The sequence below is a fragment of the Enterobacteriaceae endosymbiont of Donacia marginata genome (assembly GCF_012567685.1).
Classification (GTDB): Bacteria; Pseudomonadota; Gammaproteobacteria; order Enterobacterales; family Enterobacteriaceae.
Genome location: NZ_CP046184.1, coordinates 111200 through 138196, shown reverse-complemented (window position 1 = coordinate 138196; position 26997 = coordinate 111200). Strand labels below are relative to the sequence as shown.

Annotated in this window: 22 protein-coding genes, 1 tRNA gene and 1 pseudogene; 16 read left to right on the top strand and 8 right to left on the bottom strand. The window is 20.9% G+C overall.

Features of this window, described 5'->3' with window-relative positions; all coding sequences use genetic code 11:
- Positions 1–2: 2 nt before the first annotated feature.
- From mraY to rsmH, 4 genes are all read right to left on the bottom strand, one after another.
- A complete protein-coding gene (mraY, locus tag GJU04_RS00700; RefSeq protein ID WP_168892993.1) occupies positions 3–1091 on the bottom strand; it encodes a phospho-N-acetylmuramoyl-pentapeptide-transferase in 1089 nt (362 codons plus the stop codon).
- Positions 1082–2461, bottom strand: coding sequence for a UDP-N-acetylmuramoyl-tripeptide--D-alanyl-D-alanine ligase (locus GJU04_RS00695; protein ID WP_168892992.1), 1380 nt, complete (start codon positions 2459–2461; stop codon positions 1082–1084). The genes mraY and GJU04_RS00695 overlap by 10 nt, the downstream gene beginning before the upstream one ends.
- Positions 2454–3959 (bottom strand): UDP-N-acetylmuramoyl-L-alanyl-D-glutamate--2,6-diaminopimelate ligase, encoded by a 1506-nt coding sequence (locus GJU04_RS00690; protein WP_168892991.1) that lies wholly within the window; start codon positions 3957–3959, stop codon positions 2454–2456. Before GJU04_RS00690 ends, GJU04_RS00695 begins: the two co-directional genes overlap by 8 nt.
- 63 nt (positions 3960–4022) lie before the next feature.
- Positions 4023–4952, bottom strand: coding sequence for a 16S rRNA (cytosine(1402)-N(4))-methyltransferase RsmH (gene rsmH, locus GJU04_RS00685; RefSeq protein ID WP_211080568.1), 930 nt, complete (start codon positions 4950–4952; stop codon positions 4023–4025).
- Positions 4953–5080: 128 nt separating this feature from the next.
- Between rsmH and GJU04_RS00680 the strand changes: the two genes are divergently transcribed.
- The 3 genes from GJU04_RS00680 to gyrA all read left to right on the top strand — a co-directional run bounded on the left by GJU04_RS00680 (position 5081) and on the right by gyrA (position 11096).
- Positions 5081–5812 (top strand): Bax inhibitor-1/YccA family protein, encoded by a 732-nt coding sequence (locus tag GJU04_RS00680; RefSeq protein ID WP_168892990.1) that lies wholly within the window; start codon positions 5081–5083, stop codon positions 5810–5812.
- A gap of 128 nt (positions 5813–5940) precedes the next feature.
- Positions 5941–8334 carry a DNA mismatch repair protein MutS gene (gene mutS, locus GJU04_RS00675; protein WP_168892989.1) on the top strand — a complete coding sequence of 798 codons (2394 nt, stop codon included), beginning with the start codon at positions 5941–5943 and terminating at the stop codon, positions 8332–8334.
- A 221-nt stretch (positions 8335–8555) separates the two neighbouring features.
- Positions 8556–11096, top strand: coding sequence for a DNA gyrase subunit A (gene gyrA / locus GJU04_RS00670; RefSeq protein ID WP_168892988.1), 2541 nt, complete (start codon positions 8556–8558; stop codon positions 11094–11096).
- A gap of 46 nt (positions 11097–11142) precedes the next feature.
- Here the strand turns inward: gyrA and metK are convergent, their stop codons facing one another.
- Positions 11143–12300, bottom strand: a complete 1158-nt coding sequence (metK, locus tag GJU04_RS00665; protein ID WP_168892987.1) for a methionine adenosyltransferase — start codon at positions 12298–12300, stop codon at positions 11143–11145.
- Between the two features lie 212 nt (positions 12301–12512).
- On the opposite strand from metK, the gene tkt reads away from it, so the two are divergent.
- The 4 genes from tkt (at position 12513) to GJU04_RS00645 (ending at position 17759) form a co-directional block, all read left to right on the top strand.
- On the top strand, positions 12513–14519 hold the full coding sequence (gene tkt / locus GJU04_RS00660) for a transketolase (protein ID WP_168892986.1): 2007 nt from the start codon (positions 12513–12515) through the stop codon (positions 14517–14519).
- 41 nt (positions 14520–14560) lie between these two features.
- Positions 14561–15715, top strand: a complete 1155-nt coding sequence (locus tag GJU04_RS00655) for a phosphoglycerate kinase (RefSeq protein WP_168892985.1) — start codon at positions 14561–14563, stop codon at positions 15713–15715.
- Positions 15716–15782: 67 nt separating this feature from the next.
- The gene (gene fbaA / locus GJU04_RS00650; protein WP_168892984.1) at positions 15783–16862 is read left to right on the top strand and encodes a class II fructose-bisphosphate aldolase; all 1080 of its coding nucleotides are present in this window, start codon (positions 15783–15785) and stop codon (positions 16860–16862) included.
- 63 nt (positions 16863–16925) lie between these two features.
- A complete protein-coding gene (locus GJU04_RS00645) occupies positions 16926–17759 on the top strand; it encodes a mechanosensitive ion channel domain-containing protein (RefSeq protein ID WP_168892983.1) in 834 nt (277 codons plus the stop codon).
- Between the two features lie 32 nt (positions 17760–17791).
- Here GJU04_RS00645 and GJU04_RS00640 read toward each other — a convergent pair.
- Positions 17792–17865, bottom strand: a tRNA-Asp gene (locus tag GJU04_RS00640).
- Positions 17866–17914: 49 nt separating this feature from the next.
- A complete protein-coding gene (gene dnaQ, locus GJU04_RS00635) occupies positions 17915–18652 on the bottom strand; it encodes a DNA polymerase III subunit epsilon (protein WP_168892982.1) in 738 nt (245 codons plus the stop codon).
- Positions 18653–18691: 39 nt separating this feature from the next.
- Between dnaQ and rnhA the strand changes: the two genes are divergently transcribed.
- From rnhA to hisIE, 9 genes and pseudogenes are all read left to right on the top strand, one after another.
- The gene (gene rnhA / locus GJU04_RS00630) at positions 18692–19159 is read left to right on the top strand and encodes a ribonuclease HI (RefSeq protein WP_168892981.1); all 468 of its coding nucleotides are present in this window, start codon (positions 18692–18694) and stop codon (positions 19157–19159) included.
- Positions 19160–19296: 137 nt separating this feature from the next.
- On the top strand, positions 19297–20196 hold the full coding sequence (gene hisG / locus GJU04_RS00625) for an ATP phosphoribosyltransferase (RefSeq protein WP_168892980.1): 900 nt from the start codon (positions 19297–19299) through the stop codon (positions 20194–20196).
- Positions 20197–20200: 4 nt separating this feature from the next.
- Positions 20201–21502, top strand: a pseudogene (gene hisD, locus GJU04_RS02285) (histidinol dehydrogenase); the annotation flags it as partial.
- Entirely contained in the window at positions 21479–22603 is a 1125-nt protein-coding gene (gene hisC, locus GJU04_RS02280; protein ID WP_246208784.1) for a histidinol-phosphate transaminase, read from the top strand. The pseudogene hisD and the gene hisC, both read left to right, overlap by 24 nt.
- Positions 22604–22630: 27 nt before the next feature.
- Entirely contained in the window at positions 22631–23701 is a 1071-nt protein-coding gene (gene hisB, locus GJU04_RS00615; protein WP_168892979.1) for a bifunctional histidinol-phosphatase/imidazoleglycerol-phosphate dehydratase HisB, read from the top strand.
- On the top strand, positions 23698–24288 hold the full coding sequence (gene hisH, locus GJU04_RS00610) for an imidazole glycerol phosphate synthase subunit HisH (RefSeq protein ID WP_168892978.1): 591 nt from the start codon (positions 23698–23700) through the stop codon (positions 24286–24288). Before hisB ends, hisH begins: the two co-directional genes overlap by 4 nt.
- Positions 24289–24296: 8 nt before the next feature.
- The gene (locus tag GJU04_RS00605) at positions 24297–25037 is read left to right on the top strand and encodes a 1-(5-phosphoribosyl)-5-[(5-phosphoribosylamino)methylideneamino] imidazole-4-carboxamide isomerase (protein ID WP_168892977.1); all 741 of its coding nucleotides are present in this window, start codon (positions 24297–24299) and stop codon (positions 25035–25037) included.
- On the top strand, positions 25019–25798 hold the full coding sequence (hisF, locus tag GJU04_RS00600; protein ID WP_168892976.1) for an imidazole glycerol phosphate synthase subunit HisF: 780 nt from the start codon (positions 25019–25021) through the stop codon (positions 25796–25798). The genes GJU04_RS00605 and hisF overlap by 19 nt, the downstream gene beginning before the upstream one ends.
- Complete coding sequence (hisIE, locus tag GJU04_RS00595; protein WP_168892975.1) at positions 25792–26406, top strand: bifunctional phosphoribosyl-AMP cyclohydrolase/phosphoribosyl-ATP diphosphatase HisIE; 615 nt, start codon at positions 25792–25794, stop codon at positions 26404–26406. Before hisF ends, hisIE begins: the two co-directional genes overlap by 7 nt.
- 65 nt (positions 26407–26471) lie before the next feature.
- Here hisIE and GJU04_RS00590 read toward each other — a convergent pair.
- The coding region (locus tag GJU04_RS00590) for an AAA family ATPase (RefSeq protein ID WP_168892974.1) at positions 26472–26997 on the bottom strand (526 nt) is incomplete at its 5' end.

The window sequence follows — 26997 nt, the reverse complement described above, 5'->3', positions numbered from 1 at the left end:
TTTTATATTATTATAATTAAAGAAAATAACACTAATATTAATGAAATAATCCAAAATCTAATAATAATACAAGGTTCCATAATTCCCTTTAATTCATAATGATGATGTAAAGGAGCCATTAAAAAAAAACGTTTTCGATTATATTTAAATTTAATTACTTGAATTATTACAGAAATTGATTCTAGTATGAATATACCACACATGATAAGAAATAAAAATTCTTGTCTTATTAATATTGCTATCATTGATATGATACAACCTAATGATAAAGAACCGACATCTCCCATAAAAATTTTAGCAGGATAGGTATTATACCATAAAAATCCTAATCCTGATCCAATAATAGCTAAACATATAATTATTAATTCTTTTGCGTTTTTTACATAAATAATATTAAGATATTCAGAAAAATATATATCTCCTGAAGAATAACATAATATAGATAGTCCTAAAGAAATAAAAATTATGGGCATTATTACTAAACCATCTAATCCATCAGTTAAATTTACAGAATTACTTATCCCAATAACTATTAAATAAGAAATAATTAAATATAAAGTATAATTTAAATTATATTTAATAATTTTATTTGTAAAAAAGGGTAAAATAAATTGTATATATAATTTTTCTGTATTATTTATATAAATAAATGACATTATTGGAATTGTGCAGATTGATTGAAAAAAAAATTTTTTAGAAGATGATAATCCTTTAGAATTATTTAGAATAATTTTATACAAATCATCTATAAATCCAATTATTGAATATAATAACATCATTATTAATGAATAAAAAATATATTTATTTGATAAATCTGAACAAAAAATAACAGATATAAAAATAGATAATAATAAGATTATTCCTCCCATAGTAGGAGTATTATTTTTAGAATAATGGGTAATAGGCCCATTTTTTCTAATAATTTGAGAAATTTTTTTTTTCTTAAAATAATTAATAAAAAATGGACTTAAAAAAAAAGTAATTAAAAAAGATATTAAAAATGCCATTATAAAACGAATTTTAAAACTTATTAAAAAAAAATCTAAATTTTTTAAAAAATATTGTAAATATTTAAATAATATTAATAACATTTTAATTTCTCCAATAAAATATCAATTAATATTTCCATTTTATTATTACGTGATCCTTTAAATAAAATTGTATAATTTTTTAATTTTTTTATTATTAAAAATAGTTTATTTATTAATGTTTTTTTATTTAAAAAATGTTGTGCATTTATATTATTTTCAGTAATATATTTACTATATTTCCCAAAACTAAAAATATAATCTATATTAGTTTGTAAAATTAAATTTTTAATTTTTTTATGATAAAATAATGTATATTTTCCTAATTCTAACATATCACCAATAACTAAAATTTTAGTACCTTTAAAGTTTTTAAGAATATTAATTGCTATATTTACAGAATTAGGATTTGCATTATATGTATCATTTATAAGTAATTTGTTATTATCAATAATAATTGGATACATTCTTCCCTGTATAGATCTAAAATATTTTAGACCATTGGCAATTTCATCTAATGAACATCCTATAGAAAAAGATAAGGCAGCAGATGCTAATGCATTACTAATATTATGGATTCCTCCCCCGATTAAAAATAATCGGATTAAGATTTCTCCAATAGGAGATATTAAAATAAACCTAATTTTATTAGGTAAAATTTTTATATTTTTTGTAAAAAAATCAGTTTTTTTATTGTATAAAGAAAAAGTTAAAATATTACAATTATTAATTAACTTTTTTAAAATTTTTTTTTGATTATTATCATCATAATTAACAATAGCAGTTCCTTGATTTGTTAAATAATTAAAAATATTACTTTTACATTTAATAATATTTTTTAACGATTTAAATCCTTGTAAATGTGATTCTGATATATTATTAATTAGTGCAATATTAGGTTTTACAAGACTAGAAGTATAAGTAATATCATTAATTTGATTTCCGCCTATTTCAATTACTGCACATTGATACTTATTTGTAAAATCTAATAAAGTTAGGGGAATACCTATATGGTTATTCATGTTTTTTTTAGTAAATATAACTTTATACTTTTTTTTTAATATAGATATTGTCATTTCTTTTACTGAAGTTTTACCTGATGAACCTGTTATTCCTATTACAGGATTATTATTAAATTTTGTTCTTTTCCATAAGCCTATTTTTCCTAGTGCTAAGATAGTATCAAATACTATTATTTGAGCAATATTAACATTAACAAATTTCTCTACTAATATAGCTAATGCTCCATTTTTAATTGCTTCATTAATAAAAAAATGTCCATCTAATTTTTTTCCATGAATAGCAATAAACATACAATTTTTTTTAATTTTTTTACTATTTATAGAATAATGCAATATTTTAATATTATTTCCACCAATTAATATTCCATTGACTATTTTTGATAGTTTTTTTAAACTGATTAATTTATTCATATTTATTTTTTAATATATTTTTAATAGTACTAAAATCTGAATAATTTAAAATTTTATTACCAATAATTTGATAATTTTCATGTCCTTTACCAGCAATTAAAATTGTATCTCTTTGAGAAGAATTATATATTGCATAAGAAATTGCTTTAGTCCTATCTAATATAATATATATATTACTTGATAGACTACATCCTTGTTTTATATCTTCAATTATTTTATTTATATTCTCTGTTCTAGGATTATCAGTAGTTAAAATTACATTTTCAGCATATTTAGTTGCTATATATCCCATTATTTTTCTTTTTCCTAAATCTCTTTCTCCTCCACATCCAAAAATACACCATACTTTTCCACAAGTAATTGATCTTATAGTTAATAATATATTTTTTAATGAATCAGGACTATGAGCGTAGTCAATTACTATATTAGAATATTTTTTTTTAAAATATATTTTTTGCATACGTCCTTGGACAGGTTTTATTTTAGATACTGTTTGTAATAATTTTTTTAACGGATAATTTAAACTTAATAATGCAGCCATACCTAAAATAATATTTATAACGTTAAATTTACCAATTAAATTTATTCTCATTTTGCCATTACCCCAACTTGAATTAAACAAAATAATTGTTTTATTAGGTAAATAAATTACATTTTTTATATAAATAAATATTTTAGACTTATATAATTTTTTTTTTTTAGTAGTAACCGAAATTACATCAGATAATCTTTTAGACCATTTAAATCCAATATTATCATCAATATTTATAATTTTTTTTTTTACTTTGTGATTAGAAAAAAAATTCCATTTAGATAATTCATAATTATTCATATTATGATGATAGTCTAAATGATCTCTAGTTAAATTTGTAAAAATTCCAACAGTAAAAAATATATTATATACTCTAAATTGGGTTAATCCATGAGAAGAGACTTCCATTATTATAATATTTGCTTTTTTTTTTATAAATTTTCTTATTGTAGATTGTATTTTTATTGCTGAATCTGTTGTATTATTGGTTTGAACTAATTTATTACTAAAACCATTACCAATAGTACTTAAAATAGCAGGATTACCTCCTAATAATTTTATCCATTGCATTAAAAAATGGGTTATACTTGTTTTACCATTAGTCCCTGTAATTCCTATAATAGGTATTTTTTTACTAGGATTATCATATAATAATCCTGCAAAATATGAGATATGTTTATTTAAATTAGGTAAATAGATAATAGGTATATTTTTTTTAAAAATAATACTAAAAGATGATATCTTTTCATCTGAATATGTTAATATAGCAATTGCTCCTTTTAATATGGCATCTTTAATAAAGTTTTTACCATTATTTTTATATCCCTTTATTGCTACAAAAAGACAATTTTTACCTTTAATTTTTCGACTATCTAAAACCATTCTATCTATTAAAATATTCTTAATTAAATTATTTTTTATATATTTATTTAATAATTTTTGTAAACTGAATAAAGAAGAAATCAATGATTTAAATCCTTAATTTAAAATATTTTCTGGAAATGAAATAATAAATTAAAATTATTATTTTTAAATTTTTTCTGCAATACGTAGTATTGCACTTCTTGATCTGGGATTTTTAAAAATTTCTTTTTTACTAGGGAAAATTCTACTAATAATTTTTAATTTTATCTTATTATTTTTATAATAAAAATTATTTATTTCTTTTTCAGTTAAAGGTAATTTATGATGAATATTTTTTTTATATAAAATACTATTTTTTTTCATAAAATATTTGATGATTCTATCTTCTATTGAATGAAAACTAATAATTGATAAAATACCACCTTTTTTTAATAATTTTAATGAATTATTTAAAGCTTTTTTTAATTCTTCTATTTCTTTATTTAAAAAAATTCTTATTGCTTGAAAAGATCTCTTAGCTGGATGTTTAAATTTACTTTTTTTATTGATAGAACATATTAAAGTAGATAAATCTTGTGTATTATTTAATTTTTTATGTAAAATATATTTTTTTATATTATATGCTATTTTTTTATGGTATTTTTCTTCACCATATTTTTTTAGTATTTCAGATAATTTTTTTTCATTTATATTTTTTAATAAAGTATAAGCTGTTTCCTCTTTTTTTTGATTTATACGCATATCTAATGGTCCATTAAACATATAAGAAAAACCTCTTTGTGGATTATTTAATTGAAATGAAGAGATTCCTAAATCAAACAATATGCCATCTATTTTACCTATTTTATTATCTAAAATAGATTTTAAATTTGAAAAATTATTATTAATATAAACAATTCTATTATCTATAATTTTATGTTTTAAAATTGTTTTTATATCACAATCTATTGCATAAATTCGTCCATAATTTCCTAATTTAGATAAAATTAATTTTGTATGTCCTCCACAACCATAAGTAGCATCTATATACATTCCGTTATTTTTAATATTTAAACTTTGAATAGATTCTTTTAGTAAAACTGGTATATGATTCATTATATAATATATAATTAAATTAATTTCTATGTAATTTATGTAATATATTATATAATATAAATATAATTTATATATATTTTTTAAAATATTTTTTAAAAAAATTTGATTACATTTTAAAAGGTATAATTATGATAGAATATCAAGACTTAAAAAGTACTACTTTAAAAAAAGAAAAATATCATATACAGACATACTTTAGAAGGGTATACGGATGGATGTCTTGTGGTTTGCTATTAACAGCATTTGTTTCTTGGTATGTTTCTAACACAATAGAAGTAAGTAATTATTTATTAAATAATAAGTTTTGTTTGTTAGGATTATGTTTTTTACAATTTGCATTAGTTTTTATTATGTCTAATTTATTAAATAGATTATCAGGGAAAACATTAACTACATTATTTATGTTTTATTCTTCTTTAACAGGCTTAACAACAGCAGGAATATTTTCTGTATATAATCAAAATACAATTTTTACAGCTTTTATAACTACATCATTAATGTTTCTATCTATGTGTTTTTGGGGATATGTTACTAAAAAAGATTTAAGTTATTTAGGAAATATAATTTTAATGGGGATCTTTGGTATAATTATATCTTCATTAACAAATTTTTGGTTACAAAATAATTTATTATCATCTATAATAAATTATGTTAGTGTAATTTTTTTTACATTATTGATTGCATATGATACACAAAAATTAAAAAATATTGCAAAACAAATTAGTTTAAATATCAATGATAAGGATAATTTAAGAAGATACGCTATTTTAGGAGCACTTATGTTATATTTAGATTTTATTAATCTATTTTTTATAATATTAAATTTAATTAGTAATAATGATAATAATGATGATAAATAAATACTTATTAATATAATAAATAATTAATACTATTAATCGTTTTAATCATTTTATTAATTTTAAAAAAAAAATTTATTTTAATAAAATATTTAAATTCTAGAATAATTAATATTAAAAAGTAATTAAATATGTCTACACCAATGATGGAACAATATTTCAAATTTAAAAAACAATATCCTAATATTTTACTTTTTTATAGATTAGGAGATTTTTATGAAATGTTTTTTGAAGATGCAAAAAAAGCATCGAAATTATTAAATATTGTATTAACTAAAAGAGGTAAATTAAACGGGAAACCTATCCCGATGGCAGGAATACCAGTTAATAGTATAGAAAATTATTTATCCAAATTAATTAAATTAGGAGAATCTATAGCTATTTGTGAGCAAATAGAAAAAAAAAAGGACACGTTATTTAAAAATAAAATTTTAAATAGGGAAATAGTTCGTATTATTACTCCTGGAACAGTTAGTGATGATATTTTATTAAATAATAATATTGATAATTTGATAGGATCAATATATCAAGATATAAAATCAGGATTTGGTTATGCTACATTAAATATTAGTTCTGGTGATTTTAGAATTATGGAAAATAAAGATATTAATATAATTGCAGGAGAATTACAAAGAACAAATCCAAAAGAATTATTATATTCTGAAAATTTTCAAGATATAAGTTTGTTAGAAAAAAGAAATTGTATTAGACGTAGACCATTATGGGAATTTGATATAGATACAGCAGTTCAACAATTAAATATGCAATTTAAAACTCAGAACTTAAAAAGTTTTGGTATTGAAAAATCATTTTTAGCTATTAGAGCTGCTGGATGTTTAATACAATATGTTAAAGATACACAAAGAGTATATTTACCACATATTAATAATATTTTTTTAGAAAATCATAATAATGAAATTATTATGGATGAAAATACACGTAAAAATTTAGAAATTATTAATAGTATCTCAGGTGATAAAGATAATACTTTAATTAAAGTATTAGATTATACCATGACTAATATGGGTAGTCGTTTATTGCAAAGATGGTTAAATAACCCAATACGTAATGTTAAAATTATTTTAAATAGACAAAAAAATATTTTTGTTTTACAAAAATATTTTTTAGATTTTCAAAAAATATTATTAAAAATTAGTGATATTGAAAGAATTATTGCTAGATTAGCTTTAAAAACTGCAAAACCATATGATTTAGTATCTTTAAGACAAACATTAAATTATTTACCAAAAATTTATAAAATTCTTAAAAAAATTAATAATTGTGAAATAAAATTAAAAATTTTAGATCTAGGACTTTTTTCTTCATTAAAAAAATTATTAGAAGAATCTATAAAAAAAAAACCTTCTTTATCTTTAAAAGAAGGAAATGTTATAGCTACTGGATATAATAAAGAATTAGATAAATTAAGAGAACTATCAAATGATTCAAATCAATATTTATCTTTTATAGAAAATCAAGAACGTAATTTACTAAAAATAGAAAAATTAAAGATAGGATATAATACAATTCATGGATATTATATTCAAATTAATAAAAGTTATAAAGATAATCTACCTAATAAGTATATTCAAATTCAAACTTTAAAAAATTGTAAAAGATATACTATTCCTGAATTACAAAAATATCAAAAAAATATTTTATTATCTAAAGAAAAACTTTTAAATTTAGAAAAATATTTATATAATAAATTATTTTATTATATTACCCCCTTTTTAGTAAATTTACAAAAAATATCATTATATTTATCTGAATTAGATGTATTATGTAATCTAGCTGAACGATCTCTAACTTTAAATTACACATGTCCTATAATTAGTAAAAAAATAGGAATATCATTAATTAACTCTAGACATCCTATTGTTGAAAATATTCTAAAATCATCTTTTATACCTAATAATGTCATATTAACTGATAAACAAAATATGTTATTAATAACAGGTCCTAATATGGGTGGTAAAAGCACATATATGAGACAAATAGCATTAATTATTTTAATGACTTATATAGGTAGTTATGTTCCTGCAGATAAAGCTATTATAGGCCCGATAGATAGAATATTTACTAGAATAGGATCAACAGATAATATTTCTTTCGGTTTATCCACCTTTATGGTAGAAATGATAGAAACCGCTAATATTTTAAGAAATGCAACGAAAAAAAGTTTAGTATTAATGGATGAAATCGGAAGAGGCACATCTACTCATGATGGTTTAGCTATAGCTTGGGCTTGTGCGGAAAATATTGCTAAAAAAATTAAATCACTTACTTTATTTGCAACTAATTATATTGAATTAACTAACTTAAAAATTAAAAATAAATGTATAAAGAATATGTATTTTGACGCAATAGAAGTTAACAATTCTATTGTTTTTTTATACAAAATTAAAAATGGATCAATTAATAAAAATTATGGCTTATTTGTAGCATCTTTAGCAGGTATTCCTAAAGAAGTTATTAATCAAGCAAAAAAAAAAATTAAACAATTAGAAAATTATAATATTTAAATTATATATATTAAGAAATATTATATAAAATATAAAATATATAAATTTATTATTTTAATAAAATTAATCTTATTACATAATTATAAAATTATAAAAGTTAGTATTATAAATTAGCGCTTATTTTTATAATTTTATATATTTAATTATTTAAAATATATATTTATAAATATAATAACAAATTTATAACTTATAAAGTATAAGTTAAAAGGATATTTATTTACATGAATTTTTTTGCCAAAGAAATAAAATTAATTAATATTGAAGAAGAATTAAAAAATTCTTATTTAGATTATGCAATGTCAGTTATAATAGGAAGAGCATTACCAGATGTACGAGATGGATTAAAACCAGTACATAGACGTATATTATACGCTATGTATATATTAGGAAATACATGGAATAAATCTTATAAAAAATCAGCAAGAATAGTAGGAGATGTAATAGGTAAATATCATCCTCATGGAGATAATGCAGTTTATGATACAATTGTAAGATTAGCACAAAGTTTTTCATTAAGATATCCGTTAATAAAAGGACAAGGTAATTTTGGTTCTATTGATGGAGATTCTGCAGCAGCTATGCGTTATACTGAAATAAAAATGTCTAAAATTTCTCAAGAAATTATTAATGATTTAGAAAAAAATACAGTAAATTTTTTATCTAATTATGATGATACAGAAAAAATACCTGAAATAATGCCTACAAAAATACCTAATTTATTAATAAATGGATCATCTGGAATAGCAGTGGGTATGACAACTAATATTCCCCCACATAATATTACTGAAGTAATTAATGCTTGTTTAGCTTATATTAAAAATAATACTATTACTATTAAAGAATTAATGAATTATATACCAGGTCCTGATTTTCCTACTGCAGGTATTATTTATGGTATTGATGAAATTGAAAATGCATATAATACAGGAAAAGGCAAAATTTTTCTTAGAGGACGTATTAAAATTAATAAAGATAAACAAAAAAAATATAAAAAAATAATAATTTATGAACTTCCTTATCAAATAAATAAATCTAAATTAATAGAAAAAATAGCTTATTTAATAAAAGAAAAAAAAATTCAGGGAATTAAAACTTTAAGAGATGAATCGGATAAAGATGGAATCCGAATTTTAATTAAAATAAAAAAAGATACATCTATTAATGTAATTTTAAATAATTTATATAAATTAACACCTTTACAAACTAGTTTTAGTATAAAAATGGTTTCCTTATATAAAGGTAAACCGACATTAATGTCTTTAAAAAATATTATTAAAGCATTTATCTCACATAGACGTGAAATAGTAATAAGAAGAACAAATTATGAAATAAATAAAGCTCGTAATAAAGCACATATATTAGAAGGATTGATAGTTGCTTTATTAAATATAAAAAAAATTATTAAAATTATACGTTCTTCTAAAATATCAGAAACTATAAAAGATAAAATTTATTTACAATCTTGGAAAATTCCAAATATATTTCAAATATTTAATTTACAAGAAAAAAAAACATTAAATATTTATTTAACTAATTCTAATTTAATAAAATTTAATGATAATTATCATTTTAGTTATACACAAATTACAGCTATTCTAGAGTTAAAATTAAATAAATTAACAAATTTAGAACATAAAAAATTATGTATAGAATATGAAAATTTAATATATAAAATATCAAATTTAATGAAAATCATTGAAAATTATGAATACTTAATGAAAGTAATATATAATGAATTAGTTTTAGTAAGAAAAGAATTTGGAGATAAAAGAAAAACAGAAATTATTTTAAATGATAAAAATAATTCTATAATTCAAAAAAAAGACTTAATTAAGCATGAAAAAGTTATTATTACTTTATCTTATCAGGGATATATTAAATATCAAAAAATTACCGAATATAATTTACAACATAGAGGTGGTAAAGGGAAAATAGCTGTAAGATTAAAAGAAAACGATTTTATATATAAAATATTAATAGCATATACTCATGATCAGATTTTATGTTTTTCTAATAAAGGATATTTATATTGGTTAAAAGTATACGATATACCTGAAGCTAATAGATATTCAAAAGGAAAACCTATTATAAATTTTCTTCCTTTAAAAAATAATGAATTTATTAATACTTTTATTGTAATAAATAATTATTCAGATAATTCTAATTTAATTATGGTAACCTTACAAGGTAAAATTAAAAAAACAAATTTAAACAAATTTAATAAACCTAGATCTAATGGGATTATTGCAATAAAATTAAAAAAAAATGATATTTTAATAGGAGTATCAATTATTAAGCAAAATGATAAAATTATGTTATTTTCTTCACTAGGGAAAGTAGTGAAATTTAATGAATCTCAAATTAAGTCAATGGGAAGAAATACAATAGGTGTAAAAGGTATTAGTTTTTTAAATAAAAAAAAAGATTATGTAGTTTCATTAATAGTATTAAACCATAAATTTCAAAAAAATATTTTTACTATAACAGAAAATGGATATGGAAAATGTACTAATAATAAAAATTATCCTACAAGATCTAGAGCTACAAAAGGAATTATATCTATGAAAATTAATCAAAGAAATGGAAAATTAGCAGGATCTTTAAAAGTAACAGATAATGATCAAGTAATTATTATTACTAACATGGGCACATTAATACGTATAAATATATCTGAAATTTGTGTTGTTGGAAGAAACACAAAAGGCGTAATTATAATTAAAACAAAATATAATGAAAAAGTTATTGGATTACAAAAAATTTAAAAAAACTTATCATTTTTTCCATTTTAATTTTTAATAATTAAATTTTTTAATTAATTTCAAAAAAATTTCTAAACTGTAATATTTTATCTGTTTTTTCCCATGAAAAAATATTTCTACCAAAATGACCATAAGATGCAGTTTTTTTATATATAGGTTTTAATAAATCTAACATTGTTATTAGACTAAAAGGTCTTAAATCAAAATTTTTTTTAATAAATAAAGTTATTTTTTTATCAGATACTTTTCCAGTACCAAATGTATTTACCATTATGGAAATTGGTTTAGCAATACCAATAATATATGCAATTTGGATTTCACATCTTGAAGCTAGAGATGATGCTACTATATTTTTAGCTATATAACGAGCAGCATAAGCAGCTGATCTATCTATTTTTGATGGATCTTTCCCAGAAAATGCTCCTCCTCCATGCCTTGCCATACCTCCATAAGTATCTACAATAATTTTTCTCCCAGTTAACCCACAATCACTAATAGGTCCTCCAATAATAAAACGACCAGAAGGATTAATAAAAAATTTTGTTTTTTTATTGATCCATATCTTAGGTAAAACAGGTTTAATAATTTCTTCCATAATTGCTTCTTCTAATTTTTTGGACGATATCTCTTTAGAAATTTGTGTTGATAAAACTACAGAATCTATATCAATAATTTTATCATTTTTATATTTAAAGGTAATTTGACTCTTTGCATCTGGTTCTAACCATGATAAAATTTTTTTTTTTCTAATTAATGCTTGTTGATACATTAATTTATGTGCATATATAATAGGGGCTGGCATAAAAACATTTGTTTCATTTGTTGCATAACCAAATACAAATCCCTGATCTCCTGCTTTTTGATTAGCTTTATCTAAATTTGATGTTATACCTTTATTAATATCTTTTGATTGTTTACTAATAATATTTAATATTGTACATGTACTAGCATCAAATCCCCTATCAGGATTTGTATATCCTATTTCTTTTATAGTTTTTCTAGTTATTTTTTCTATATTTATTTTAGCTTTTGTTGTTATTTCTCCTCCAATTAATACTATATTATTTTTAATATATGTTTCACATGCTACACGTGAATTAATATCTTGTTCAATTATCTTATCTAAAATAGCATCAGAAATTTGATCTGCTATTTTATCAGGATGTCCTTCGGATACAGATTCTGAAGTAAATAAATATTCTGTCATTAATACTACCTTTTATTTAAAATAAATAAATTCTTATTCTATTATATATTTAAATAAAATAAAATAAATATAAAATTAGAATTTTATAAATTTTATTTTTTAAAATTTTAAAATTATAAAAATAGATTTTAAAACATTTTACGTATATATTTCTTTATATAAATAATCTTTTTAAAAAATATTTTATTTAAATTTTAGGAGTAATTTTTATTATGCCTTCTAGAAGAGATCTTGCTAATGCTATTAGATTTTTAAGTATAGATGCTATAGAAAATTCTAAATCAGGACATCCTGGGGCCCCAATGGGTATGGCTGATATAGCTGAAGTACTTTGGCGCAATTATTTAAATCATAATCCTAATAATCCAACATGGATTAATCGTGATAGATTTATATTATCTAATGGTCATTGTGTTATGTTAATTTATAGTTTATTACATTTAACTGGATATAATTTAACAGTTTCTGATTTAAAAAATTTTAGAAGATTATATTCTAAAACTCCAGGTCATCCTGAATTTAGATGTACTCCTAATATTGAAACTAGTACTGGACCATTAGGTCAGGGATTAGCTAATGCTGTTGGTATGGCCATAGCGGAAAAAACATTAGCTTCACAATTTAATAGATTAAATTATAATATAATCGATCATTATACTTATGTATTTTTAGGTGATGGTTGTTTAATGGAAGGTATTTCTCATGAAGTATGTTCTTTAGCAGGAACATTAAAATTAAAAAAATTAATAGTTTTTTATGATAATAATGGTATTTCTATAGATGGTAATATTACAGGATGGTTTAATGATGATACTAAAAAAAGATTTGAATCATATGGATGGAATGTAATATCAAACATAGATGGCCATAATTTTCAAAAAATAGAAAAAGCTATTGATAAAGCTAAATCTTTAAAAGAAGAAAAACCTTCCTTATTAATTTGTAATACAATTATTGCTTTTGGATCACCAAATAAATCTGATAAAAATATTTCTCATGGGGCTCCTCTAGGTAAGGAGGAAGTTATTCTAACAAGAAAAAATTTAAATTGGAAATATAAACCTTTTGAAATTCCTTTAGATATTTATAAAAAATGGGATGCAAAAAAAATAGGTAATATAAAAGAATCTAAATGGGAAAATATATTTAAAAAATATTGTAATAAATTTCCTATTTTAGCTAAAGAATTTAAAAGAAGGATTAATAATCTTCTTCCCAAAAATTGGAATGACGAAGTAACAAAATTTATTTATAAATTAAATAATACTAATACTAATTTCTCGACAAGAGAATCATCACAATATATTTTACAAAAATATTCTAAGTTATTACCAGAATTGATAGGTGGATCAGCAGATTTATCAAGTAGTAATTTAACTATTTTAAAAAATTCTAAACCAATTAATAAATTTAAAAATGGAAATTATATCCATTATGGAGTAAGAGAATTTGGTATGATGGCAATTGCAAATGGAATTTCTTTATATAAAGGATTTATTCCTTATACAGCTACTTTTTTAGTTTTTTCAGATTATTGTCGTAATGCCATAAGAATGGCTGCTTTAATGAAAATTAGAAATATAATGATTTATACTCATGATTCTATTGGGTTAGGTGAAGATGGTCCCACACATCAACCAATAGAACAATTATCTAGTTTAAGACTAATTCCTAATATAAGTATTTGGCGTCCATGTGATAAAATTGAAACAGCTATATCATGGAAAATTAGTATCGAAAATATATATAAACCCACTGTTTTAATTTTATCAAGACAAAACTTACCTACACAAAAAAGGAATAAAAAACAAATATCACTTATATCATATGGAGCATATATTTTAAAAGATTGTTTAGATAAAAACCCTCAAATTATATTAATAGCTACTGGTTCAGAAGTATCTTTAGCTGTTGAAATATATAAAAAATTATCTTTTTTGAAATATAAAATTAGAGTAATATCTATGCCATCCACTGATACTTTTGATAAGCAAACAAAAGAATATCAAGATTATATATTACCTAAACATATTAAAAAAAGAGTAGCTATTGAAGCTGGATCTACAGATTTTTGGTATAAATATGTAGGTTTAAATGGTCTTGTAATTGGTATTAATAAATTTGGATATTCTGGATCTGCAGAAAAATTATTTGAAAAATTTGGTTTTACAGTTGAAAATATTATTTTAAAAATAAAAAAAACTTTTAAAATTATATAATTAATTATTTTTTAAATTTTAAATTATAGGATTAATTACTTATGTTAAGTATTTTAAACTTAAATATTGAAAATAAAATTTTATTAATAAGATCAGATTTAAATGTACCTTTAGATAAAAAAGGTAATATTACTTCTGATATTAGAATTAGATTATCATTACCTACTATAAAATATGCTTTAGAAAAAAAATCTAAAATTATTATAGCATCTCATTTAGGAAGACCTATGGAAGGAAAATATAATTCTCTATTTTCTTTAAAAAAAATTGCTATATATTTAGAAAAAAATTTAAAACATAAAGTTATTTTAAAAAAAAATTATTTAAATGGATGTAGTTTTAAAAATAATGAAATTATTCTTTTAGAAAATGTACGATTTAATATTGGTGAAAAAAATAATAATAAAAAATTATCTAAAAAGTATGCATCTTTATGCGATATATTTGTTATGGATGCATTTGCTACTTCTCATCGAATGCATTCATCTACTTATGGAGTTATTAATTTTGCTAAAAAATCTTGTGCAGGATTATTATTAATAAATGAAATAAAGAACTTAAATAGATTTTTAAAAAATCCTATAAAACCTATATTTTCTATTATAGGAGGATCTAAAATATCCACAAAATTTAATATTTTAAAAAAATTATGTAAATTATCAGAGAAAGTTATTGTAGGAGGAGGAATAGCAAATACATTATTATCATTAAATAATAATATTGGAAATTCATTATATGAACCTAATGCAATTTTATTAGCTCAGGAAATAAATAAAAAATATAAAAATATTATTATGCCAATTGATTGTATAGTTAGTACATCTATTAATAATAATGCTTTAATAAAAAATAAAAATATTAATAATATATTAAAAAATGAAAAGATTCTCGATATAGGTAGTAAAACTATAAATATAATTAAAAATTCATTAAAAAAAGCTGGAACTATATTATGGAATGGACCTATTGGAGTTTTTGAATTTGAAAAATTTAGAAAAGGAACTGAAATTATTATTAAAAGTATTATAAATAGTAATGCTTTTTCTATTGTAGGAGGAGGAGATACTTTAGCTGCAGTAGAATTATTTAATGCTTTTGATAAAATTTCATATATTTCTACAGGTGGAGGAGCTTTTTTAAAATATATAGAAGGAAATAAATTACCTGTTATATCTATATTAGAAAATATTTCATAACATTTTATTTTAAATAAAATAATAAAATTGTTAACAATTAAAATTTTTAATAGGTTAAAGATATATTATGTCTAAAATTTTAAATTATATAAAACCTGGTGTTGTTGTTGGTCATGATTTACAAACAATATTTAAAATAGCAAAAGAAAATAAATTTGCTTTACCAGCTGTTAATTGTATAGGAACCGATTCTATTAATATAGTTTTAGAAACTGCAGCTAAACTAAGATCTTCAGTTATTATCCAATTTTCTAATTCAGGTGCTTCTTTTATTGCAGGTAAAGGATTAGAAATGATTAATCCACATTTAGCCCCTGTTATTGGTGCTATTTCTGGAGCTAAACATGTTCATAAAATTGCTAAATACTATGGTATTCCAGTAATTTTACATACTGATCATTGTCAAAAAAATAAATTATCTTGGATAGATAATTTATTAGATGAAAATGAAAAATATTATTTAATTCATAAAAAATCTTTATTCTCATCTCATATGATAGATCTTTCGCAAGAATCAATTAAAGATAATATTAAAATATGTAGTTATTATTTAAAAAGAATGTCAAAAATGCAAATGACATTAGAAATTGAATTAGGATGTACAGGAGGAGAAGAAGATGGTATTGATAATAGTAAAATAACCAAAAAATCATTATATACTGATTCTTATGATATAAATTATGCTTATGAAAAATTAAAATTAATTAGTTCTCAATTTATTATTGCAGCTTCTTTTGGAAATGTACATGGAGTATATCAAAAAGGCCATGTAAAATTATTACCCAAAATTTTAAGAAATGCACAAAAATTTATTAGTAAAAAACATAATATTCCTAATAATTCTATAAATTTTGTATTTCATGGAGGTTCAGGTTCTTCATTATTAGAAATTAAAGAATCTATTAATTATGGAGTTGTTAAAATGAATATTGATACAGATACCCAATGGGCTACATGGGAAGGTGTATTAAAATTTTATAAAAAATATGAAAAATATTTACAAACCCAACTTGGTAATCCAAAAGGTTTTAATAAACCAAATAAAAAATATTATGATCCTAGATCATGGATTAGAGCATCACAAATTTCTATGCAAAAACGATTAGAACAAACATTTAAAGAATTAAATGCAATTAATATATTATAAAAAATAAATTATTTTAATTATAAAAAAAAATACAAATTATTTCATAGAATGGATTATTCAAATATGAATAAATTTACTAGTGTATTAGATTTTATAAAATTGTGGATATTTAAAAATAGAATTTTTATTTTATATCAATGCGAACATTTTGTTTTAGCAGGTATGATTTTATTTTTTGGATTGTGGGGGGTAAGAATTGTTACTAAAACAACAAGAAATGTTTTTACTATTAGGAATATAGATCCAATTACAACTGGCTTTTTAACAAATATTTTTAAATATAGTTTAACTATATTTGTTATAGTTAGTGCATTAAGTAGTATAGGATTAAAAACATCATCAATTTTTGCTGCTTTTGGAACTATAGGATTAGTAATAGGTTTAGCATGGCAAAGTGCTTTATCAAATTTAGCATCAGGATTATTAATTATTACATTCCGTATTTTTAAAGTTGGAGATTATATTAATATAGGTAATGTCACTGGTAAAATTACTAATGTTGAAATTTTTTGTACTCTTTTTAAAACATTTGATGGAAGTATTATATCTGTCCCTAATGGTAAGATTCTTACAGAAAATATAATAAATTTTTCTAAATCTGATGAATATCGAAATAAAATTACTTTAGGTATTGCACGAAATTTAATACAAAAAGATATTAATATGATTAAAAAAATCTTATTAGATACTGTTTCATTAAATGATAAAATAATAAAAAATTCAATTGTTAATGTAATTGTTGATGAAATTACTAATAATTCAATTAATTTTACTGTTTTTTTTTGGATTAATGATTTTATAAATAAAAAAGAAATTTGTTCAGATTTAATTAATATTTTAAAAAATAATTTAGAATTATATAAAAAATCATGTGTATTATGGATTAATAATGATTAATATTATTATTTCTTATTCTCAAATAAAATATACGGTGCGAACGGGATTTGAACCCGTGACCCCCGGCGTGACAAGCCGGTATTCTAACCAACTGAACTATCGCACCATAGTATTATTATACTATATTTTATATCTTTAGTCGTCAATATTTTTATTTATTTTTTTTCCCATAAAGAAAAACCACATCTATTTTTAATTAAATTTAATTTTAATTGATGTAATTTTAATTCTTCTTCAGAAGCATTTATAATTAATAATTTTTTTTCTTTTAATTTTTTATGTAAAAATTTTAATTTATTATTAAAAATATTATCTTTTTCTTTTAAAAATTTTAATTGAAATGAATTTTGTTTAGTAGTCATAAATAAAAAAACATGAGCCAACAATTTTGCGTCTAATAAAGCTCCATGTAAATTACGTTTGCTTATATCAATATTAAATCTATTACATAAAGAATTTAATGAATTTCTCTTTCCTGGAAAAATATTTCGAGCTATTTTAAGTGTATCTGTTATTATACAAATATCTTCAATTTTAGGTATTTTTTTTTTTATAAATGATAATTCATAATTTAAAAAATTAATATCAAATTGAGCATTATGAATAATAAGTTCTGCTCCTTTAATAAAATTAAGAAAATTGTCTAATATATCAGAAAAAACAGGTTTAGTAGATAGAAATTTATTAGAAATACCATGGATATTAAATGCTTCCTTACTTATTTTTTTCTCTGGATTTATATATGTATGAAAGTAATTTTTTGTAATATTACGATTAATAATTTCAATAATACCTATTTCTATAATACGATGTCCTATATAATAAGGATAAGATAAATTCATTCCTGTTGTTTCTGTATCTAAAACTACTTGACGTATATTAATTTTTTTCATATTTGTTATATAAATAATATAAATTTTAATAAAAATAATATGTATAAAAATATAAATATTTTTACTGATGGTTCTTGTATACATAATCCTGGACCTGGAGGTTGTGCTGCTATATTAAAATATCATAAATATGAAAAAATTTTAACTAAAGGATTTTTTTTTACAACTAATAATAGAATGGAATTAATGGCTTCTATTATTGCATTAGAATCTTTAAAAGAAAATTGTAATATTTATCTATTTACTGATAGTAATTATTTAAAAAAAGGGATTACAATATGGTTATATAACTGGAAAAAATATAATTGGATACGTAATAATAAAAAAATAGTAAAAAATATTGATTTATGGAAAAGATTAGAATTATCTTTATCTCAACATAATATTTATTGGAAATGGATAAAAAGTCATTCATATCATAAACTAAATAATAAATGTGATAAATTAGCTCGTATTTCTGCTAAAAACCCTTTAAATCAAGATTTAGGATATATAAAAAATAAATAATTTAAATTATTGCATAAAATTTTAAGGAAAATAGTTGTTATTTTTTTATAATTTATTTAAGTTTAATTAAAATAATTAGTTTTAACATAAAATTTAATTTTTAAAAATTTTAAATTTTTTAAAAAAAGGATAAAAGTATGCCGGATAACAATCGTTTACGTATAGCTATGCAAAAGTCTGGTCGTTTAAGTAATGAATCTAGTAAACTACTAAAAAATTGTGGTCTTAAAATTAATTTACAACAACAGAAGTTAATAGCTTTTGCAGAAAATATGCCGATTGATATCTTAAGAGTACGTGATGATGATATTCCTGGATTAATTATGGAAGGTGTTGTTGATTTAGGTATTATTGGTCAAAATGTTTTAGAAGAAGAAGTGTTAGCTAGGTTATCAAGAGGAGATAATGCAAAATATTTAATATTACGTAAGTTAAATTTTGGTATATGCAGATTATCTATAGCAATACCTATTAATAAAAATTATACAGGATTGCAATCTTTACAAAATACCTGTATTGCAACTTCTTATCCTAATTTATTAAAAAAATATCTTGATCAACATCATATTACATTTAAATCTTGTATGTTAAATGGATCAGTAGAATTAGCGCCTAGATTAGGATTATCTAATGCTATTTGTGATTTAGTTTCAACAGGAGCTACTTTAGAAGCACATGGAATTAAGGAAGTAGAAATTATATATATTTCACAAGCATGCTTAATACAACGTTATGATAAAATAACAAATTTTAAACAAAAATTAGTAAATAAATTATTAGCAAGAATTAAGGGAGTTATTCAAGCTAGAGAATCTAAATATATCATTTTACATGTTCCTAATAAAAAATTAAAAATGGTAATGTCATTATTATCATATGTTAAAAATCCAACTATTTTCCCATTAATAGGAAATACAAAAAACGTAGTTATACATATGGTATGTAGTGAAACATTATTTTGGGAAAAAATGGAAAAATTAAAATTATTAGGTGTAAATTCTATCTTAGTTTTACCTATTGAAAAAATAATGGAGTAATAAAATGAATATTTTAAATAATTTAGTTTATTGGCATAATTATAATAAAGAACAAAAAAAAAAAATATTATCTAGACCAATATTTTTAATAGATCAAAAAATTAAAAATGAGGTAACAAATATTTTAGAAAAAGTTAAAAATAAAGGGGATAATGCATTAAAAAAATATAATCTTTTATTTGATAAAATAAATATTAATAATTTAAAAATAGATAAAAAAAAAATATATAATTCAAAATTTTATATAGATAAAAATATTAAAAATGCAATAAAAAATGCATATAATAATATATATAAATTTCATAAATATCAAATTTTAAAAAAAAAAAAAATTGAAATTATATCTGGAGTATTTTGTTACCAAATCTATCGTCCTATATCAAAAATAGGATTATATGTACCAGGAGGGACCTCTTCTTTATTTTCTACTGTATTAATGTTAGGAATCCCAGCTAAATTAGCATTATGTCCTAATATTATATTATGTTCTCCAGCTCCAATATCTAATGAAATTTTATTTGCTTCATATTTATGTAATATAGATAATATTTTTCAAATAGGTGGAGCACAAGCTATAGCAGCAATGGCTTATGGGACAGAATCTATTAATAAAGTAGATAAAATTTTTGGTCCGGGAAATTTTTTTGTTACAGAAGCGAAAAGACAGGTAAGTAATCACAATAAATCTTATAAAAATATATCTATTGATATGCCAGCGGGACCATCAGAATTAATGATTTTAGCTGATAGATCTGCAAATTATAATTTTATTGTAGCTGATTTATTATCACAAGCAGAACATGGGATAGATTCACAAGTATTTTTAATTACTATTGAAGAAAAAATAGCTAAATTAGTTCAAAAAGAACTTTCTATACAATTAGAAAAATTACCTAAAAAAAATATAGCAAAAAAATCTCTTAATAATAGTTTTATTATAATAGTTAATAATATTGAAGAATGTATAAAAATAGTAAATAAATATGCTCCTGAACATCTTATTATTCAATGTAATAATTATGATAAAATTTTGTCTAAAATTATTAATGCAGGATCAATATTTTTAGGCCATTGGGCACCTGAATCAGTAGGTGATTACGCTTCAGGTACTAATCATGTTTTACCTACTTATGGTTATGCCACAACATATTCATGTTTAGGAATTTCTGATTTTCAAAAAAGAATATCTGTTCAAAAATTAACAAAACAAGGATTATTAAATATTTCAGATACAGTAGAAATTATGGCAAAAAAAGAAAACTTATTAGGTCATAGTAATTCTATTACAATAAGAAAAAAATATATTAATAAAAATTGTTTTAAGCAAAAAAAAAATAATAGTATTTATAAAATAGTTAGAAAAAATATCCTTAATTTTACTCCATATAAATCTGCAAGATCTTTATATAAAAATAATACTAATAATTTAATATCATTAAATGCAAATGAATCTCCTATTACTTCTATTTTTTCTTTAAATAAAAGAATATTTAATAAATATCCAGAACCACAATCTAAAGAATTAATTAATTTATATAGTAAATATGTAAATTTAAATAGTAAAAATATTTTAATTACAAGAGGAGCAGATGAAGGTATTGATTTAATAATACGTACATTTTGTAATAAAAAAAATGATAAAATATTATTTTGTCCCCCAACATACGATATGTATCGTGTTACTGCAGAAATATTAGATATAAAATATATTACTATTAATAGTAATAGTAATTGGGATTTAGATCTAAATAAAATTAAACAAAATCTTCATAATATTAAAATTATTTTTATTTGTAATCCTAATAATCCAACTGGAAATTATATAAATCAAAATAATATAATAAAATTATTAGAATTAATAAAAAATAAAATAATCATCGTTATTGATGAAGCATATATTGAATTTTGTATAGATCAAACTCTAACTAATTTTATAAATAAATATAATAATTTAATTATATTAAGAACTTTATCAAAAGCATTTGCATTAGCAGGATTACGTTGTGGATTTATTTTAGCAAATAAATATATTATTGATATATTAATTAAAGTAATTGCTCCTTATCCAATACCTGAGCCTGTTATAGACATTGCGATACAAGCTTTAAATTTGAAAAATTTAATTATTATGAAAAATAATGTAAAAACAATAATTAATAATAAACAATGGTTAATAAAACATTTAAAAAATTGTAGTTGTATAAAAAATATATTTAATAGTTCAACTAATTTTATTTTAATAAAATTTCATAATTCTGAAATTATATTTAAAAAATTAATTAAAAAAAAAATTATTGTAAGAAATCAAAATCATGAAAAAAAATTAAATAATTGTTTAAGAATTACTATAGGAACATTTATTGAATGTAAAAAATTATTTTTTGAAATAAAAAAATTATCTTTCTAATAATTTTATAGAAAAAGACTTTATTATATGCTAAAAAAAATACTTTTTATAGATAGAGATGGTACGTTAATATCTGAACCTAAAAGAAATTATCAAGTTGATAATATTAATAAATTGTTTTTTGAAAAAAATGTTATTATTGCATTATCAGAATTAAAAAAATTTTCTTATTTATTTGTAATAATTACAAACCAAGATGGGTTAGGTACTAAACATTTTTCTTATAAATCTTTTAATATTCCCCATAATTTTATGATTAATATTTTTAAATCTCAAGGTATTGAATTTGAAAATGTTTTTATCTGTCCTCATTATTCTTATGATAATTGTATATGTAGAAAACCAAATATAACATTATTAAAACAATATTTGAATAATAATTTAGATAATATAAATAGTTATGTTATAGGAGATCGTTTAACTGATATAAAATTAGCAAAAAATATTGGGATTAATGGTATTTTATATAATCAAAAAACATGTAATTGGTTAGATATTTTAACTAAATTAACACCAATAAAAAGATATGCTACAATAAAACGAATAACAAAAGAAACAATAATAGATGTTGAATTATTTTTAGATAAAAAAGGAAAAAATAATATTAATACTGGAATTAATTTTTTAAATCATATGTTAGAACAAATAGCGATACATGGAGGTTTTATTTTAAATATTTATAGTAAGGGAGATCTATATATTGATGATCATCATACAATAGAAGATATTGCAATAACATTAGGAAAAACTTTTTTAAAAGCTATTGGAAATAAAAAAGGAATTAATAGATTTGGTTTTTTATTACCGATGGATGAATCTTTGGCTCAATGTGCAATTGATTTATCAGGAAGACCATATTTACAATATCATGTAAACTTTAAATACCAAAAAGTTGGAGATTTAAACACAGAAATGATTAAACATTTTTTTTATTCTTTATCATATTCTATGGCATGTAATATATACTTAAAAGTTACAGGCGAAAATGATCATCATAAAATTGAAAGTTTATTTAAAGCATTTGGATGTTCTTTAAAACAAGCTATAAAAGTAGGGAATAATCATATTATTCCAAGTTCAAAAGGAGTTTTAATTTGAAAATTGTGATTTTAGATACATCTTGTGGTAATTTTTATTCTTTACAATCTACTATAAAAAAAATAGGATTTAGTTCAAAAATTACAAATAAAAAAAAATTAATTTTAGATGCTGACAAAATTTTTTTACCAGGAGTAGGTTCTGCTGATTCTATAATAAAAAAATTAAAAAATGATAATTTAATAAAATTAATTCAAGATTGTAAAAAAGATGTTTTGGGAATATGCTTAGGTATGCAAATTTTAGGGAAATACAGTGAAGAAAATGAAGGCATTGCTACATTAGGAATTTTAAATTATTCTGTAAATTTAATGGATAATAGATATAAACCTATCCCACATATGGGTTGGAATAAAGTAAATAATATAATATCATCACCATTATTTAATAATATTAATCAAAATTCTTATTTTTATTTTTCACATAGTTATAATATTGATATTAATAATAATACAATAGCTACTACTAATTATGAAAAAGAATTTAGTTCTGTTATTCAAAAAGAAAATTTTTTTGGAGTTCAATTTCATCCAGAAAGATCAGGAATTAATGGTATTCAATTAATTAAAAATTTTTTAAATATATAAGATAAAATATGATTATTCCAGCAATTGATTTAATAAAAGGACAAGTAGTTAGATTACATCAAGGGAAATTTAATTTAAAACGTAAATATTTATATGAACCTTTGTTTTATATAAAGAAATATATAAAACAGGGAGCTCAAAAAATTCATATTATAGATTTAGATGGGGCAAAAAATCCTAGTAAAAAACAAATAGTTTTATTAAAAAAAATTTTTAAATATAATTTACCTCCTATACAATTAGGGGGCGGGATCAGATCTAAAAAAGATATAGATTTAATTTTTAATTTAATACCTAAAGTACAAATTATATTAGGATCTTCTATTATCAAAAATTTTAAAGATGTACAAAAATGGTTTAGATTATATAATCCAAATTCTATTATTTTGGCATTAGATATTAAAATCAATAAAAAAAATCAAAAAATAATTTTTATTAATGGGTGGCAAGATAAAAGTAATATAATTTTTGAAGATATTATTGAAAAATTCTTAGATTTAGGATTAAAACATGTATTATGTACAGATATTTCTAGAGATGGAACTTATTTAGGTCCAAATATAAATTTATATACTGAAATAGTTAAAAATTATCCTCAAATTTTTTTTCAAGCATCAGGAGGTATTTCATCATTACAAGATATTATTAATTTAAAAAAAAGTGGAGTAAAACATATAATTATAGGAAGAGCTTTTTTAGAAAAAAAATTTACTATTCAAGAGGCTAATTTATGTTGGCAAAAAGAATAATTCCATGTTTAGATGTCTATCAAAATGTAGTAGTAAAAGGAAAACAATTTAAAAATCATAAAATTATAGGTGATATTTTATCTTTAGCTAATAAGTATGATAAAGATGGAGCTGATGAATTAGTATTTTATGATATTACAGCATCTATTGACCATCGATTAGTAGATAAAAAATGGATATCAAAAATTGCAAAAATAATTAGTATACCTATTTGTATAGCAGGAGGGATAAAATCTATAGATGACGCTGCAAAAATATTACATTCAGGAGCTGAAAAAATATCTATAAATACGCCTGCATTAAATAATCCTTCTTTAATTACAAAATTATCTAAATATTTTGGAAAACAATGTATTGTTGTTGGAATAGATTCTTGGTATAACAAAAAAGATAAAAAGTATTATGTATATAAATACACTGGTAATAAAAAAAATATAAAAATAACCAATTGGGAAACAATCGAATGGGTAAAAAAAGTACAAAAATTAGGAGCAGGCGAAATAGTATTAAATATGATGAATCAAGATGGGTTATGTTCAGGATATGATATAGTACAATTAAAAAAAGTAAGAAGAGTTTGTCAAATTCCTTTAATTGCTTCTGGTGGAGCAGGTTCTTTTAATAGTTTTTATGATGTTTTTCATAAAAAAGTAAATGTTGATGGGGCTTTAGCTGCATCAGTATTTCATAAAAATATAATTAATATTAAGATTTTAAAAAAATTTTTACATAAAAAAAATATTGAGGTTAGAATATGTTAAAACAAGATATTTTAAATAATTTAAATTGGACTAAAATAAATGGATTAATTCCTGTAATTATACAACATAAAATTTCAGGTCAAATACTTATGCATGCATATATGAATCAAAAAGCTCTTCAAATCACATTAAAAAATAAAAAAGTCACTTTTTTTTCTAGAACCAGAAATAAAATATGGACAAAAGGTGAAACAACAGGTAATTTTTTATATGTACAAAAAATTACTACAGATTGTGATAAAGATACACTACTTATTTTAGTAAAACCTATAAATAAAACATGTCATTTAAATGAATATAGTTGTTTTAAAAATACTATCTCAGATTTTACTTTTTTATATTTATTAGAAAATATTCTAAATAAAAAAAAAAGTTCTCTAGAATCTTCTTCTTCATATACTCATAAATTATATCAAAGTGGATTAAAGAGAATTACACAAAAAGTAGGAGAAGAAGCTATAGAAACTATTATAGCTGCAAATGATAATAATAAAAAAGAAACTATGCAAGAAACAGCAGATTTAATTTATCATTTAATAGTTCTATTAAAAATAAAAAATATTAACTTATATGATATTATAAAAATTTTAAAAAAAAGAAATTCTTAATTTTAATATTTTAAAAAAAAAAAATTCTATTTTTATTATTTATTTTAAATAAAATTTAAAATTTTTTATAAAATATATCTGCTAATATCTTCATTAATTATTAAAGTATCTAGATGTTTACTTACATAATTTTTATCAATAATAATAGATTTATTGTAATATTCATTAGCATTATAAGAAATATCAGACATTAAATGTTCTAGAACAGTATGTAATCTTCTAGCTCCTATATTTTCTGTTGTTTCATTTACCTTCCAAGCAGATTCTGCAATTTTTTTTATACCATCTTCAGTAAAAATAATATTAACTTTTTCAGTTGCTAATAATGCTTTATATTGTATTGTTATCGATGTATCTGGTTCAATAAGAATTCTTTTAAAATCATTACTAGTTAATGCTTTTAACTCAACTCTAATAGGTAATCTACCTTGTAATTCTGGAATTAAATCAGAAGGTTTAGATATCTGAAATGATCCTGAAGCAATAAATAAAATATGATCTGTTTTAACCATTCCATGTTTTGTTGATACTGTACATCCCTCTACTAATGGTAATAAATCTCTTTGTACTCCTTCTCTAGAAATATCTGAC

What these genes read in the sequence shown, in the direction of transcription:
- rsmH (WP_211080568.1), bottom strand. Translation starts at nt 4,952, where the DNA reads ATGAATCATATACCAGTTTTACTAAAAGAATCTATTCAAAGTTTAAAT.
- GJU04_RS00680 (WP_168892990.1), top strand. Translation starts at nt 5,081, where the DNA reads ATGATAGAATATCAAGACTTAAAAAGTACTACTTTAAAAAAAGAAAAA.
- mraY (WP_168892993.1), bottom strand. Translation starts at nt 1,091, where the DNA reads ATGTTATTAATATTATTTAAATATTTACAATATTTTTTAAAAAATTTA.
- hisG (WP_168892980.1), top strand. Translation starts at nt 19,297, where the DNA reads ATGCCGGATAACAATCGTTTACGTATAGCTATGCAAAAGTCTGGTCGT.
- rnhA (WP_168892981.1), top strand. Translation starts at nt 18,692, where the DNA reads ATGTATAAAAATATAAATATTTTTACTGATGGTTCTTGTATACATAAT.
- GJU04_RS00655 (WP_168892985.1), top strand. Translation starts at nt 14,561, where the DNA reads ATGTTAAGTATTTTAAACTTAAATATTGAAAATAAAATTTTATTAATA.
- hisIE (WP_168892975.1), top strand. Translation starts at nt 25,792, where the DNA reads ATGTTAAAACAAGATATTTTAAATAATTTAAATTGGACTAAAATAAAT.
- fbaA (WP_168892984.1), top strand. Translation starts at nt 15,783, where the DNA reads ATGTCTAAAATTTTAAATTATATAAAACCTGGTGTTGTTGTTGGTCAT.
- hisF (WP_168892976.1), top strand. Translation starts at nt 25,019, where the DNA reads ATGTTGGCAAAAAGAATAATTCCATGTTTAGATGTCTATCAAAATGTA.
- hisB (WP_168892979.1), top strand. Translation starts at nt 22,631, where the DNA reads ATGCTAAAAAAAATACTTTTTATAGATAGAGATGGTACGTTAATATCT.
- mutS (WP_168892989.1), top strand. Translation starts at nt 5,941, where the DNA reads ATGTCTACACCAATGATGGAACAATATTTCAAATTTAAAAAACAATAT.
- tkt (WP_168892986.1), top strand. Translation starts at nt 12,513, where the DNA reads ATGCCTTCTAGAAGAGATCTTGCTAATGCTATTAGATTTTTAAGTATA.
- gyrA (WP_168892988.1), top strand. Translation starts at nt 8,556, where the DNA reads ATGAATTTTTTTGCCAAAGAAATAAAATTAATTAATATTGAAGAAGAA.
- GJU04_RS00605 (WP_168892977.1), top strand. Translation starts at nt 24,297, where the DNA reads ATGATTATTCCAGCAATTGATTTAATAAAAGGACAAGTAGTTAGATTA.
- metK (WP_168892987.1), bottom strand. Translation starts at nt 12,300, where the DNA reads ATGACAGAATATTTATTTACTTCAGAATCTGTATCCGAAGGACATCCT.
- GJU04_RS00645 (WP_168892983.1), top strand. Translation starts at nt 16,926, where the DNA reads ATGAATAAATTTACTAGTGTATTAGATTTTATAAAATTGTGGATATTT.
- dnaQ (WP_168892982.1), bottom strand. Translation starts at nt 18,652, where the DNA reads ATGAAAAAAATTAATATACGTCAAGTAGTTTTAGATACAGAAACAACA.
- GJU04_RS00695 (WP_168892992.1), bottom strand. Translation starts at nt 2,461, where the DNA reads ATGAATAAATTAATCAGTTTAAAAAAACTATCAAAAATAGTCAATGGA.